Raw genomic sequence first — 13360 nt, 5'->3', positions numbered from 1 at the left:
AGGCCCCGGCGCGCGCTGCGCCGGGGCTGTTTTTTCCCGGGAACGCCGGGTTTCGCCTCTCTTCGACAGCCGAAAGGAATTGACGAACCGGCGGGGAAAGAGGTATAATAACATGATTTGCTATGGACATGCCTCCTCCGCTTGGGCGGAGGCGGAAGGGAAGGAGCGGCGATATGTGGATTGCGGATCAATGGCAGGACTATGAGCTGCTGGACTGCGGCGGCGGCGAGAAGCTGGAGCGGTGGGACGATCAGCTGCTGGTGCGGCCGGACCCCCAGGCCATCTGGGAGAGCCCCCGGCGCAACCCCGCCTGGCGCAAGGCGGACGGCCGGTATCTCCGCAGCCAGACCGGCGGCGGACACTGGGAGAAGAAGGCCCTGCCGGAGAGCTGGAAGATCCATTACGGGGAGCTGACCTTCCAGGTCAAGCCCATGAATTTCAAGCACACGGGCCTCTTCCCGGAGCAGGCGGTCAACTGGGACTTCGCCATGGAGAAGATCCGCTCCGCCGGGCGGCCCATCCGCGTGCTGAACCTCTTCGCCTACACCGGCGGCGCCACGGTGGCCTGCGCCAAGGCAGGGGCCAGCGTGTGCCATGTGGACGCGGCCAAGGGCATGGTGGCCTGGGCCAAGGACAACGCCAAGCTGTCCGGCCTTTCCGACGCCCCCATCCGCTGGATCGTGGACGACTGCGCCAAGTTCGTGGAGCGGGAGATCCGCCGGGGCAAGACCTACGACGCCATCATCATGGACCCGCCCAGCTACGGCCGGGGCCCCGGCGGCGAGGTGTGGAAGCTGGAGGAGAACCTGTATCCCTTCGTGAAGCTGTGCGCTGGGGTGCTGTCGGACAAGCCGCTGTTCGTCATCATCAACTCCTACACCACGGGTCTGGCCCCGTCGGTGCTGGGCTACCTGCTGCACCTGCTGGTGGCGGAGAAGTACGGTGGCCGCTGCACCTGGGATGAGCTGGGCCTTCCGGTGACGGAGACCGGCCTGGCCCTGCCCTGCGGCGCCACGGGCCGCTGGTGCAGCGAATAAGGCCATGGGAAGGACCGCAGCGTATCTGCTGACCCTGTTGGCCGGCGGCTGCGCCGCCCTCACGGTGTACGGCTGCCTGCTGCCCTGGCGGCGACGGAGACTGCGCCGCGCCGGGCTGGTGAGCCCGCCCCTCCGGGAGGGGGCCGTGGCCCTGTTCTGGATGTTCTGCGGCGGCATGGCGGCCCTGACCCTGACGCCCCGGTGGGTGGTGTGGTCCCTGGTGGACCTGCTCCACGGATACACCTGGAACACGGGCGGCGACCCCTTTTTTGAACTGGGCACCGTGAGCCTGGTGCCCTTTCGGACCTTCGCCGCCGACGCCCACTCCCTGTACATCCTGGCGGGCAATGTGGTGATGTTCCTGCCCTTCGGCTTTTTTGCCGCCCTGCTGTGGCGGGGATACACCTGGAGGCGGGCCCTGGCCACCGGATTGTGCGTTACCGGCGCCGTGGAGTGCTGGCAGCTGCTGGTGGGGCGGGCCTTTGACATTGACGATCTGATGCTGAACACCCTGGGGGTCCTGGCGGGCTTTGGGCTGCTGCGGCTGCTGGAGCACGGGGCCCCGCGGGTCCCGGGGCGGTTCCGCGTGAGGAAACTGCAAGAGAAGTGAGAGAACGATGCCGACGATCATTCAAACGGAAAATCTGACCTACGCCTATCCGGCGGAGGAGGACCAGAAGCCCCTCCTGGCCCTGGCGGGCGTGGATGTGTCCATTGAGAAGGGCACCTTCGTGGTGGTCCTGGGCCACAACGGCTCCGGTAAGTCCACCCTGGCCAAGACCTTCAACGGCGTGCTGCTGCCCGCCGGGGGCAAGGTGTACGTGGAGGGCATGGACACCACCGACGAGAAGCTGCTGCTGGCCATCCGCCGCACCGTGGGCATGGTGTTCCAGAACCCGGACAACCAGATCGTAGCCAACGTGGTGGAGGAGGATGTGGCCTTCGCCCCGGAGAACCTGGGCGTCCCGTCGGAGGAGATCCGCCGCCGGGTGGACGAGGCTCTGGCGGCGGTGGGCATGAGCGAGTTCGTCCGCCACGCCCCCCATCTGCTCTCCGGCGGCCAAAAGCAGCGCATCGCCATCGCCGGAGTGCTGGCTATGGAGCCGGCGTGCATCGTCCTGGACGAGGCCACCGCCATGCTGGACCCGGTGGGGCGGCGGGAGGTGCTGACCACCATCCACCGGCTCAACCGTGAGAAGGGCATCACCGTGGTGCTCATCACCCACCACATGAACGAGGCGGAGGAGGCGGACCGCCTTCTGGTCATGGACGACGGGAAGCTGGTCATGGACGGGAGCCCCCAGGAGGTCTTTACCCAGGTGGGCAAGCTCCGGTCCATGGGCCTCACGGTGCCGGACACCGTGGACCTGCTGGACCGGCTGCGCCGGGACGGCCTGGACGTGCCCCTGACGGCCCTGACGGTGGAGGCGTGCGCCGACGCCATCGCCGCCGCGCTGTGAATACGGAACAACGGGCCCGGTTCCGGGCCTGCGGAAGGAACGAGAGCAAATTGGAACCGATCCTGCAAGTACAACATCTGACCCATACCTACGGGGTGGGCACGCCCTTTCAGCGCAGCGCGGTGGAGGACGTGTCCTTCGACGTGTATCCCGGGGAGTTCGTGGGCATCATCGGCCACACCGGCTCCGGCAAGTCCACCCTGATCCAGCACCTGAACGGATTGCTCAAGCCCACCTCCGGTCAGATCCTTCTGAACGGGAAGGACATCTGGGCGGAGCCCAAGAAGATCCGGGACGTGCGGTTCCAGGTGGGCCTGGTGTTCCAGTACCCGGAGTACCAGCTCTTCGAGGAGACGGTCTACAAGGATATCGCCTTCGGTCCGGCCAACATGGGCCGCACCGGGGAGGAGCTGGACCGCTGTGTCCGGGAGAGTGCCCGCATCGTGGGCATCCGGGACGACCAGCTGGACAAGTCTCCCTTTGAGCTCTCCGGCGGCCAGAAGCGCCGGGTGGCCCTGGCGGGCGTTCTGGCTATGGAGCCCCAGGTGCTGATCCTGGACGAGCCCACGGCCGGCCTGGACCCCGCTGGCCGGGAGAACCTGATGGCCAACATCCGGGACTATCACCGAAACCGCGGCCTCACCATTTTGCTGGTCAGCCACAGCATGGACGAGATCGCCCAGAACGTGGACCGCATCCTGGTGCTCAAGTCCTCCCATGTGCTCATGGGCGGCACCCCCCGGGAGGTCTTTGCCCGGGGCGAGGAGCTGCTGGAGGCCGGTCTGGATGTGCCCCAGGTGACGAGAGTTGCCATGGCCCTCCGGGACCGGGGGCTTCCCATCGACCCGGCGGTGTACACCGTGGAGGAGCTGGAGCGGGCCATTCAGGCGCTGCGGAAGGGGGGAGCCCCATGCTGAAGGATATCACCCTGGGCCAGTATTTCCCGGGGGACACCGTGGCGCACCGGCTGGACGCCCGGACCAAGATCCTGCTGGTGATGCTGTACATCATCGCCCTGTTCTGCGCCAAGAGCTTTACGGCCTACGCCCTGCTGGCCGCCGTACTGGCGGTGTGCGTCCGGGTGTCCCGGGTGGGACTGCGGTCCCTGGTGCGGGGCCTCAAGCCGGTGCTGTTCATCATCGTCTTTACGGGCCTTTTGAACCTGTTTTTCACCCCCGGCGAGCGCTATGTGCTGGAGTGGGGGTTCCTGCGCGTTTCCGACACGGGTCTGCGCAACGCCGTTTTCATGGTCCTTCGGATCATGCTGCTCATCATGGGCACCTTCCTCATGACCTACACCACTAGCCCCATCAGCCTCACCGACGGGTTGGAGCGGCTGCTGAACTGGATGAAGCGCCTGCGTGTGCCGGTCCACGAGCTGGCCATGATGATGTCCATTGCCCTGCGGTTCATCCCCACGCTGATCGAGGAGACGGACAAGATCATGTCCGCCCAGAAGGCCCGGGGCGCGGATTTTGAAAGCGGCGGCCTCATCCAGAAGGCCAAGGCCCTGATCCCCATTCTGGTGCCCCTGTTCATCAGCGCCTTCCGCCGGGCCGACGAGCTGGCCACGGCCATGGAGTGCCGCTGCTACCACGGCGGCGAGGGCCGCACCAAGCTCCGGGTGCTGCGGTACGAGGCCCGGGACTACGTGGCCCTGACCGCCGGCGCCGTGATCCTGGCGGCGGTGATCGTCATGCGGAACCTGGGGATCTGAGTACGGCTCAGGCTTTGGGCCCGGGGCGGGAGCGCTCCGTGAGGGAGAACCCCAGGTGGAGGCCGATGGCGAAGGCCGCCGTGGACCAGCGGAAGTAATAGCCGGACAGCAGGTCGCAGACCTCGACTTTCGTGTCCCGGTCCATAGGGAGCTTGTCCAGCGCTTCCATCATTTCTACATCCTCGCGGAGATCGTGCTTGCGCATGATGTGTTCGCCGTAAGTTTCGAACAGTTCTTCCAGAATGCGGGTCATAAAGGGTCCTCCTTTGGCGGGAAAGTTGTCCCAGCATTGAATTGGTGGTATCGTTTTTTTAAGATTAGCTATTGTCAGCATAACACGTGAATTCACGTAAATCAACAGGAAGAACGAGAATTCACGCAAATTGTGCGAGTGTACAAGAAGGAGGGCGGTCCATCGTGGATAATGCACGTTCTGCCGCACAGATTAAAGCGCGCTGCAAGGAAAAAGGGATCGCTGTCAGTGCGCTTTTAGAAACGTGCGGTGTTCGGAAGAGCTTGATCTACGACATGGAAAAGCGGGACTGGACACCGTCTGCTGAGATCATGGAAAAAATCGCCGACTATCTGGACTGCTCCGTGGACTATCTGCTGGGGCGGACGGAGAACCCGGCGGTCAACCGCTGACCTGCCGACCCGGGAGCACCTGTAGGGGCGGATGGAGGATCCACCCATCGACTTCTCAAAGCCTTCCCATGGGGGAAGGTGGCCGCCGCAGGCGGCCGGATGAGGGACCCGGCCTGATTGAGACCTTCGTCAGGCGCTTTTCCCGGCGGGCCGGGAGGGGACCGGAAGTTTTCCGGGGAATCCGCCCCCCTTTTCTTTTGTCTTGATAAAAGAAAACGGCCGCGGCCGGTCAAAAAGCCGTTTGGCGGCAAAACACCCCTCCGGGGCTTATTTGCCGGAGAGCGGGGGTCGGGCGAATCGGCCTGCCCTGGTCCGGAGTCCCCGTCGTCCTTGCGCCGCATACGGTTCCACGAAGAACTGCGCCCCCGCATAACCGTTGCGGCGGAAGGAGGGGGACGGTAAACGAATCGACCAGCTTCTCTTTCCGCTGCCGCTCACCCGGCGTTGGTCGTGAGCCCGGCAGCGGGCGCCCCTACGGTTGGGGGAGTAAGCTACCAGCAACCGCTGGGCCAGCGCGTAACGCGCGGAGATAGAAGTACAGGTAAATCCGACGACCACCCCGATCATCCGCCGCACGGTCTATGCGCCTCCAGGGTCTTTCGACCGCCAGGGAAAGGCGCAAGGTCGACGGGGCCGTCGATGCCCCCCAGACCGATTGGCACGACCCCCGTCTCAGCCAAACCTTGCGCTGGGCGCAAGGTTTGGATCCCGACGTCTTTTCTTTTGACTGGCGCAGCGTGAAGAAAACTTGCCGGGGGCAAGTTTTTAGCGTAGCCCCGGCCGAACTTATTTCGTCCGGGGGGAACTACGCTGGTGCTGTAAATGGGGGGTGCATCTTCCACCGGAGAAGCTCCACGAAAAGGAGGCCCACATGCGCAACATCGCCTTAAAACTGATGTACAACGGCACCGCCTACCACGGCTGGCAGACCCAGAAGAACGCTGTTACCGTCTGCGAGACATTGGAGAAGGCCATCGAGAAGATCACCGGCGCGCCGGTGCACCTGACCGGCTGCGGCCGCACCGACGCCGGCGTCCACGCCGAGCGCTATGTGGCGAACTTCCGCACCGACAGCCGCATTCCCCTGGACCGGCTGCCCTTTGCCATCAACACCCACACCCCCGAGGACATCGCCGTGAAGGAGGCCTTGGAGGTGGCGGAGGATTTCAACGCCATCGGCTCCTGCATCAAGAAGGAGTACACCTACCGGATCTACAACTCCCGGTTCAAGAACCCGTTTTATGTCAACCGAGCATATTTCTATCCCAAGCGCCTGGACGAGGAATTCCTCAACCGGGCGGCCCACCAGTTCGTGGGCACCCACGACTTCGCGGCGGTGCGGTCCGTGGGCACGGAGACCCGGTCCACCGTCCGCACCATCTACCGGTGTGACGTGACCCGGAACGGTGATCTGCTGGAGCTGAAGGTATGCGCCGACGGCTTTTTGTATAACATGGTACGGGCCATCACCGGCACGGTCCTCTACGCGGCGGAGGGAAAATTCGCCCCGGAGGACATCCCCGCCATCCTGGAAAGCAGGGATCGGACCGCCGCCGGGCCCACGGCGCCGCCGGGGGGACTGTACCTGACGAGACTTTGGTATGAGGATGAGCGGCTCAATGGATAACAAGACCCACGACATCTGGAATGACGACGACGGCGCGGAGGAGCGCCCCCGGAAGAAGCGGCACCGCCTGCGGCGGTTCCTGCTGTTCTTCCTGGCGCTGGTGGTTGTGCTGGCGGTGGTGCTGCTGGCCGCCTGGCGGGACGGTACCGGCTTTGACGCCCTGCAGCGCTACTTCTCCTACGGCTCTGCCGATCAGGAGACCAGCTATACCTATGACGCCGCTTCCAGCAACCGCTTCGCGGTGCTGGGGGACCGGCTGGTGGTGCTGTCGGATACCGCTCTGCGGCTGCTGGCCCCGGGCGGGGAGGAGATCTGGTCTGTCCAGGTAAAGATGAACGCGCCCTTTTTGTCTACCGGCGGCGGCCGTGCCGTGGCCTATGATGTGGGCGGCACGGAGCTGTACGTACTGGACGAAAACGGGCTTGTGAAGGAGTTTACCGCCGACGCGGACCACGCCTTTCTGGCGGCCACTCTCAACGCCGAGGGCTGGCTGGCGGTGACGGCGGAGAAGCGGGGCGACAAGGGCGCTGTCACCGTCTACAACGACCAGCTGAGCGACCCGGTGTTCCAGTTCAACTCCTCCGACCGCTTCGTCACCGACGGCTACGTCACCGACGACTGCAAGCGCCTGGCGGCAGTGACTCTGGGACAGGAGAACGGCGTATTCGTCAGCAACATCGTGCTCTATGACCTCAACGCCAAGGACCCTGTGGGGGACTACGACGTGTCCGACGGCCTGGTGCTGGCCATCGGCCAGCAGGACGATCTGCTGGTGACAGTGACGGACACCTGCCTGGCCCTGACGGACCGGGACGGCGAGGACCAGGTCCGCTATGACTACGGCGGTGCCTATCTGCGGGAGTACGCCCTGGAGGGCGACGGCTTCACGGCCCTGCTGCTGAACCGGTACAAGTCCGGCAGTGTGGGCACTCTGGTGACTGTGGACGAGGAGGGGCAGGAGATCGCCTCTCTGGAGGTGCGGGAGGAAGTCCTGGGCCTCTCCGCCGCGGGCCGGTATCTGGGCGTGCTGTATCTGGACCGGCTGGTGATCTACAACCAGGACCTCCAGGAGTACGCCGTCCTCAACGGCATCAGCTATGCCAAGACGGTGCTGATGCGCCAGGACGGGACCGCCCTGCTGGTGGGTTCCCAGAAAGCGGAATTATTCCTGCCCTGAGAGGGGAATTCACAAAAGGTTTACACGGCGAAAGGTAGGCAAGCATGACCACACCTGTTATAATAGATGCGATCGCGGCGGCGGTCCTTTTGGGTTTTGCCATCTGGGGCGCCCAGAGAGGGTTGTTTCGGTCCCTGACGGGGCTGCTGTCGGTCATCGTGGCCCTGGTGGGCGCGGGCCTGATTGCCGGCGCCCTGGCGGCGCCTGCCGCCCGGCTGGCCGGTCCCCTGGTGGAGGAACACATCCGCGGTCAGGTGGACGAGGCCATGGAGGTCCAGTCCTCCCAGCAGGTGGAGATGCCGGAGCTGGAGACGGAGGAGGACGACGGTTTTGCCATCGAGGACCTGCTGGCCCTGATGGGGCTGGACGAGGACGTGCGGGAATCCCTGCTGGGAGACATCCAGGAAAAGGCCGTGGACACCGGCGTGAACGTGGCCACCGCCATCGTGGAGAGCGTGGTCCAGTCGCTGCTGTACGGCGTGCTGTTCCTGCTGTCCTTCCTGGCGCTGATGCTGCTGCTGAAGCTGGCGGTGGGTGCCATGGATCTGGTGCTGAAGCTGCCGGGCCTGCACCTGCTCAACTCCCTGGGCGGCGCCGTCATCGGCTTGGCCGAGGGGGCTCTGCTGGCCTTCCTGGCCATCTGGATCGCACGGCGCCTGGGCATCTCCTTCGAAACGGAGACGGTGGCCCAGACCCATATTCTGCACTTTTTCACGACCAACACGCCTCTGAGCGCGCTGTCGTTTCTGCGGTGATGCACCGCACCGCCTCCCAGGGAGGCATGGAATATCACAAGAAGCGCCCGCTGGCGCATGGAGGTTACAATGCAGCCGACACTTTGTTCAAGATGTAAGAAAAACGTGGCCGTGGTCTTTATCTCCCGGTTGGAGGGGGACCGGACCATCAACGAGGGCCTGTGCCTGAAGTGCGCCAAGGAGCGGGGACTGCCCCAGGTGGACGAGATGATGAAGCGCATGGGCATCTCCGACGAGGACCTGGACACCCTCAACAGCGAGATGCTCCAGGCCATGAGCGGCGTGGAGAATATCGAGGACCTGCCCGGCCCCGAGGAGGGGGACGAGGAGGAAGAGGACGGCAAGACCGCCACCTTCCCGTTCCTCAACCGCCTGTTCTCCGGGTCCGACGCCCCCCGGGGCGATGCCGCGCCGGAGGGCGACCAGGGCCGCGGCCGGGAGAAGGAGCGCAAGGAGCCCAAGAACGGCAAGCGGAAGTACCTGGAGAACTACTGCATCTCCCTGACCCAAAAGGCCCAGGAGGGCAAGCTGGACCCGGTCATCGGCCGGGCGGAGGAGATCGAGCGGGTGGTCCAGATCCTCAACCGCCGCCAGAAGAACAACCCCTGCCTGATCGGCGAGCCCGGTGTGGGCAAGACCGCCATCGCCGAGGGCCTGGCCCAGCGGATCGCCAAAGGCGATGTGCCCTTCAAGCTGCGGGAGAAGGAGGTCTACCTCCTGGACCTGACGGCCCTGGTGGCCGGCACCCAGTTCCGGGGGCAGTTCGAGTCCCGGATGAAGGGTTTGATCGACGAGGTCAAGCGCCTGGGCAACATCATTTTGATGATCGACGAGGTCCACAACATCGTGGGCGCTGGTGACGCCGAGGGCAGCATGAACGCTGCCAATATCTTGAAGCCCGCCCTCTCCCGGGGTGAGATCCAGGTCATCGGCGCCACTACCTTCAATGAGTACCGCAAGTCCATTGAAAAGGACACCGCCCTGGAGCGTCGGTTCCAGCCGGTGACGGTCAACGAGCCCTCCATCGAGGACTCCATCCAGATCCTCAAGGGCCTGGCCCCCAACTACGAGAAGTACCACGGCGTGAAGATCTCCGAGGGGATCCTCCGCCAGGCGGTGGTGCTCTCCGAGCGGTATATCACCGACCGCTTCCTGCCGGACAAGGCCATCGACCTCATCGACGAGGCCTGCTCCGACCTGAATTTGAAGGACCCGGACATCTCCCGGCGCATGCAGATCCAGCGGGAGTTGGACGACTACGAGAAAGAGCGCACCATGCTGGAGGAGAAGGAGGAGAAGGCCGAGGGCGACTATGCCCGGATGGCCGAGCTGAAGAGCCGGGAGCTGCAGCTGACCACGGAGCTCAACGCCCTGCTGGAAAAGGGCGACCCCCAGCTCAGCATGGAGAACGTGGCCCACGTGATCGAGCTTTGGACCAAGATCCCCGCCGCCAAGATCCGGGAGCAGGAGTTCCAGCGCCTGAGCAAGCTGGAAGAGCGGCTCAAAACCCACATCGTGGGCCAGGACGAGGCCATCTCCGCTGTGTCCGCCGCCGTGCGCCGCAACCGGGTGGGTATCTCTCCCAAGCACAAGCCCGTCAGCTTCATCTTCGTGGGCTCCACAGGCGTTGGTAAGACGGAGCTGGTCAAGCAGCTGGCCACGGACCTGTTCAACACCCCCGACGCCCTGATCCGCCTGGACATGTCGGAGTTCATGGAAAAGCACTCCGTCTCCCGGATCGTGGGTTCGCCCCCGGGTTATGTGGGCTATGACGAGGCCGGTCAGCTGACGGAGAAGATCCGCCGCAAGCCCTACGCCGTGGTCCTCTTCGACGAGATCGAAAAGGCCCATCCCGACGTTCTGAACGTCCTCCTTCAGATCCTGGACGACGGTGAGATCACTGACGCCCACGGCCGGAAGGTGAACTTTGAAAACACCATCATCGTCATGACCTCCAACGCCGGCAGCGCCAACAACGACAGCGGCACCGTGGGCTTCGGCCGGTCCGTCAGCGAGCAGGACGCCGACAAGGCCATGAAGGCATTGCAGCAGTTCCTGCGGCCGGAGTTCATCAACCGGGTGGACGCGGTCATCACCTTCAACCGCCTCAGCCGTGAGAACTTCCAGGCCATTGCCCGGATCATGCTGGGTGAGCTGGCCGGGTCCCTGAAGGACAAGGGTATCGCCTTCACCTACGACGACGCTCTGGTGGAGCTGCTGACGGAGAAGTCCTACTCCCTGACCTATGGCGCCCGGAACCTGCGCCGCACCATCCAGAAGGAGCTGGAGGACCCCATGGCCACCCGGATCATCGACAGTTACGAGACCCCCATCACCCAGATCAAGGCCACGGCGGAGGACGGACAGGTGAAGCTGTACACCCTGTAAGGGCAAAAGGAGAGAGAAGCATGGCATCTTTGGGAAAACTGTTCCGGCGGGACATGGACCCCCGCTGCGCATACTGTGACAGAGGCCAGCAGATCAACGAGCGGGAGGTGGCCTGCGTGAAGCGGGGCATCGTCCCGGCGGAGAGCCACTGCCGGTCCTTCCGGTACGATCCGCTCAAGCGGGTGCCGCCCCGCCCGGCGGCCCTGGATACGGAGAAACTGAACGAGGCGGACTTTTCGCTGTAAGCACCAACAGGCACCCCGCGCGGGGTGCCTGTTTCCACAGAGGAGAAAAAGGAGGAGCCCTATGGATGTGAAGAAGGTCTGGACGCTGTATTTCAGCGCCACCGGCAACACCGACAAGACGGCAAACACCATCGCCGACGCCCTGGCCCGCCGGCTGGAGGTCCCGGCGGAGCGGATCTCCTTTACCCGGCCGGGAGAGCGCGAAAAGGAGTATTCCTTTACAGAAGGGGACCTGGTCGTCGTGGCCTCGCCCACCTACGCAGGGAAGCTGCCCAACAAGATCCTGCCGGATTTCCAGGGAAAACTCCACGGCTGCGGCGCTCTGGCGGTTGCCGTGGTGACCTTTGGCAACCGCAGCTACGACAACGCTCTGGCGGAGCTGTGCGCCGTACTGGAGGGGGACGGCTTCCACACCGTGGCCGGCGCGGCCTTCGCCTGCCGCCACGCTTTCACAGATGCCCTGGCCGACGGACGCCCCGACTGGGACGACAAGCGGGCCATGGAGACCTTTGCCGGACAGATCGCTGACAAGGTAAAGAACTTGACAGAACTGCCCGCCCCGGTGGCGGTGCCCGGGGACGCTGCGGCCCCCTACTATGTGCCCAAGGGCACCGATGGCCAGCCCGCCAAGTTCCTCAAGGCCAAGCCCCAGACGGACCTGGGCAAGTGCACCGATTGCGGTGCCTGCGCCCGCTTCTGTCCCATGGGGGCCATCGACCCGGAGCACCCGGCCCTGGTCCCAGGTACCTGCATCAAGTGCCACGCCTGCGTCCGCAAGTGCACCAAGCACGCCAAGTACTTTGATGACCCGGCGTTCCTGAGCCACGTGGCCATGCTGGAGCAGAATTTCACGGAGCCCAAGGAGAACGCATTCTTTTTGTGACAGAGACAAAGAGGAGGGGGAGAGATGAGAAAATGGCTGCGCCGGGGGCTCTGGACCCTGGTGATTCTGACCGCCTCCAATCTGGTGGCGGTGCTCTGCTCGCTACCGCTGTATTACCAAGTGACTGGGGGCTGCTTTTTGCTGGCAAGCCTGATCCTTCTGGCGTTGCTGACGCTGGTCCTGGTGCGTCCCTTGGGGCGGTCGCCGCTGCCTACCCGTCGGATCCGGCAGCTGGCCGCCGGAGTGGAGCTGCTGCGGTTGTTCCTGATGACGGCCACGGCGGACCTGGTCACCACGCTGTGGTTTTTCTGCCTGCTGACCCCGTGGGCGGGCGTGGACGGGATCGTCTGGCTGGGCATCACTGCCCATGTGCTCCTGGTGGTGGCAGTGGAGGCGGCCGTCTTTTGGGCCGGCATGATAAGAGTTTACATAACTTCTGTTCAACTGGGCCTGAAGCACCGCGTCCTGGCCGCCCTGTGCGGCTGGATCCCGCTGGTCAACATCTGGTATCTCTGCAAGATCATCCGCATCGCCTCTGATGAGGTGGAGTTTGAGACGGTGAAATGGGAGATCGACGCCGCCCGGGCGGAGAGTGAGATCTGCAAGACGAGATACCCCCTCCTGATGGTCCACGGGGTGTTCTTTCGGGACTTTCGTTATGTCAACTATTGGGGCCGCATCCCCAGAGAGCTGACCCGCAATGGCGCCACAGTCTACTACGGCGGGCAGCAGTCTGCTGCGGCGGTGGAGGACAGCGGGAAGGAGCTGGCCGCCCGCATCCGCCGGATCGTGGAGGAGACCGGATGCGGCAAGGTGAATATCATCGCCCACTCCAAGGGAGGGCTGGACAGCCGGGCGGCCATCGCCCACTGCGGCATGGCGCCCTATGTGGCCACCCTCACCACCATCAACACCCCCCACCGGGGCTGCGTCTTTGCGGAGTACCTGCTGGACAAGATCCCCCAGGCTATGCGCCAACGCATCGCGGACACCTATAACGCCACTCTAAAGCGTCTCGGCGACGAAAATCCGGACTTTCTGGCGGCGGTGACGGATCTGACCGCCTCTGCCTGCGAAGAGCGGAACGCCGTCACCCCCGACGATCCCGGCGTGGTGTATGAGAGTGTCATGTCCTACTGCGAGAAGGCCCAGCATGGCAAGTTTCCTCTGAACATGACCCACCCCATCGTCCGGTATTTCGACGGCCGCAACGATGGCCTGGTGGCGGTGGACTCTGCCAAGTGGGGCAGCCGCTTCACGCTGCTGGAGCCCTCGGGGAAGCGGGGCATCTCCCACGGGGACGTGGTGGATCTGAACCGGGAGAACATCCCCGGCTTCGATGTGCGGGAATTTTATGTCAATCTCGTGGCCGATCTGAAGCGGCGCGGGTTCTGAGAAAGACCGGGCAGATGGTAAAGCGGCGTCC

At 64.2% G+C, this 13360-nt stretch carries 14 protein-coding genes; 13 read left to right on the top strand and 1 reads right to left on the bottom strand.

The annotated features are described in order from the left end of the window. Positions 1 to 173 precede the first annotated feature (173 nt). From ACVDHE_RS14555 to ACVDHE_RS14535, 5 genes are read left to right on the top strand one after another with little or no spacing between them, the layout of a single operon-like run. Entirely contained in the window at positions 174 to 1037 is an 864-nt protein-coding gene (locus ACVDHE_RS14555) for a class I SAM-dependent methyltransferase (RefSeq protein ID WP_213038681.1), read from the top strand. Between the two features lie 4 nt (positions 1038 to 1041). Continuing rightward, entirely contained in the window at positions 1042 to 1647 is a 606-nt protein-coding gene (locus ACVDHE_RS14550) for a VanZ family protein (protein ID WP_458884969.1), read from the top strand. A gap of 7 nt (positions 1648 to 1654) precedes the next feature. Beyond that, entirely contained in the window at positions 1655 to 2497 is an 843-nt protein-coding gene (locus ACVDHE_RS14545; RefSeq protein ID WP_418724886.1) for an energy-coupling factor transporter ATPase, read from the top strand. A gap of 50 nt (positions 2498 to 2547) precedes the next feature. Further along, a complete protein-coding gene (locus ACVDHE_RS14540) occupies positions 2548 to 3414 on the top strand; it encodes an energy-coupling factor transporter ATPase (RefSeq protein WP_458884968.1) in 867 nt (288 codons plus the stop codon). After that, positions 3408 to 4214, top strand: coding sequence for an energy-coupling factor transporter transmembrane component T family protein (locus ACVDHE_RS14535; RefSeq protein WP_458884967.1), 807 nt, complete (start codon positions 3408 to 3410; stop codon positions 4212 to 4214). Before ACVDHE_RS14540 ends, ACVDHE_RS14535 begins: the two co-directional genes overlap by 7 nt. A gap of 7 nt (positions 4215 to 4221) precedes the next feature. On the opposite strand, the gene ACVDHE_RS14530 is transcribed toward ACVDHE_RS14535, so the two are convergent. Further along, the gene (locus ACVDHE_RS14530) at positions 4222 to 4467 is read right to left on the bottom strand and encodes a hypothetical protein (protein ID WP_458884966.1); all 246 of its coding nucleotides are present in this window, start codon (positions 4465 to 4467) and stop codon (positions 4222 to 4224) included. 86 nt (positions 4468 to 4553) lie between these two features. Between ACVDHE_RS14530 and ACVDHE_RS14525 the strand changes: the two genes are divergently transcribed. The 8 genes from ACVDHE_RS14525 (at position 4554) to ACVDHE_RS14490 (ending at position 13329) form a co-directional block, all read left to right on the top strand. Continuing rightward, positions 4554 to 4859, top strand: a complete 306-nt coding sequence (locus tag ACVDHE_RS14525) for a helix-turn-helix domain-containing protein (RefSeq protein WP_325285343.1) — start codon at positions 4554 to 4556, stop codon at positions 4857 to 4859. An 871-nt stretch (positions 4860 to 5730) separates the two neighbouring features. After that, positions 5731 to 6486, top strand: coding sequence for a tRNA pseudouridine(38-40) synthase TruA (truA, locus tag ACVDHE_RS14520; protein WP_458884965.1), 756 nt, complete (start codon positions 5731 to 5733; stop codon positions 6484 to 6486). Then, the gene (locus tag ACVDHE_RS14515) at positions 6479 to 7663 is read left to right on the top strand and encodes a DUF5711 family protein (protein ID WP_458884964.1); all 1185 of its coding nucleotides are present in this window, start codon (positions 6479 to 6481) and stop codon (positions 7661 to 7663) included. The genes truA and ACVDHE_RS14515 overlap by 8 nt, the downstream gene beginning before the upstream one ends. 44 nt (positions 7664 to 7707) lie before the next feature. Next, complete coding sequence (locus tag ACVDHE_RS14510) at positions 7708 to 8418, top strand: CvpA family protein (RefSeq protein ID WP_458884963.1); 711 nt, start codon at positions 7708 to 7710, stop codon at positions 8416 to 8418. A 69-nt stretch (positions 8419 to 8487) separates the two neighbouring features. After that, complete coding sequence (locus ACVDHE_RS14505; protein WP_458884962.1) at positions 8488 to 10806, top strand: ATP-dependent Clp protease ATP-binding subunit; 2319 nt, start codon at positions 8488 to 8490, stop codon at positions 10804 to 10806. Positions 10807 to 10826: 20 nt separating this feature from the next. Continuing rightward, positions 10827 to 11051: a hypothetical protein gene (locus tag ACVDHE_RS14500; protein ID WP_418724949.1), complete on the top strand. Its 225-nt coding sequence runs from the start codon at positions 10827 to 10829 to the stop codon at positions 11049 to 11051. Between the two features lie 61 nt (positions 11052 to 11112). After that, entirely contained in the window at positions 11113 to 11934 is an 822-nt protein-coding gene (locus ACVDHE_RS14495; RefSeq protein WP_458884961.1) for an EFR1 family ferrodoxin, read from the top strand. A 24-nt stretch (positions 11935 to 11958) separates the two neighbouring features. Then, a complete protein-coding gene (locus tag ACVDHE_RS14490; protein WP_458884960.1) occupies positions 11959 to 13329 on the top strand; it encodes an esterase/lipase family protein in 1371 nt (456 codons plus the stop codon). Positions 13330 to 13360 lie beyond the last annotated feature (31 nt).

The sequence above is a fragment of the Dysosmobacter sp. Phy genome (genome assembly GCF_054476235.1).
This window is presented reverse-complemented; position numbering and strand designations above follow the sequence as displayed.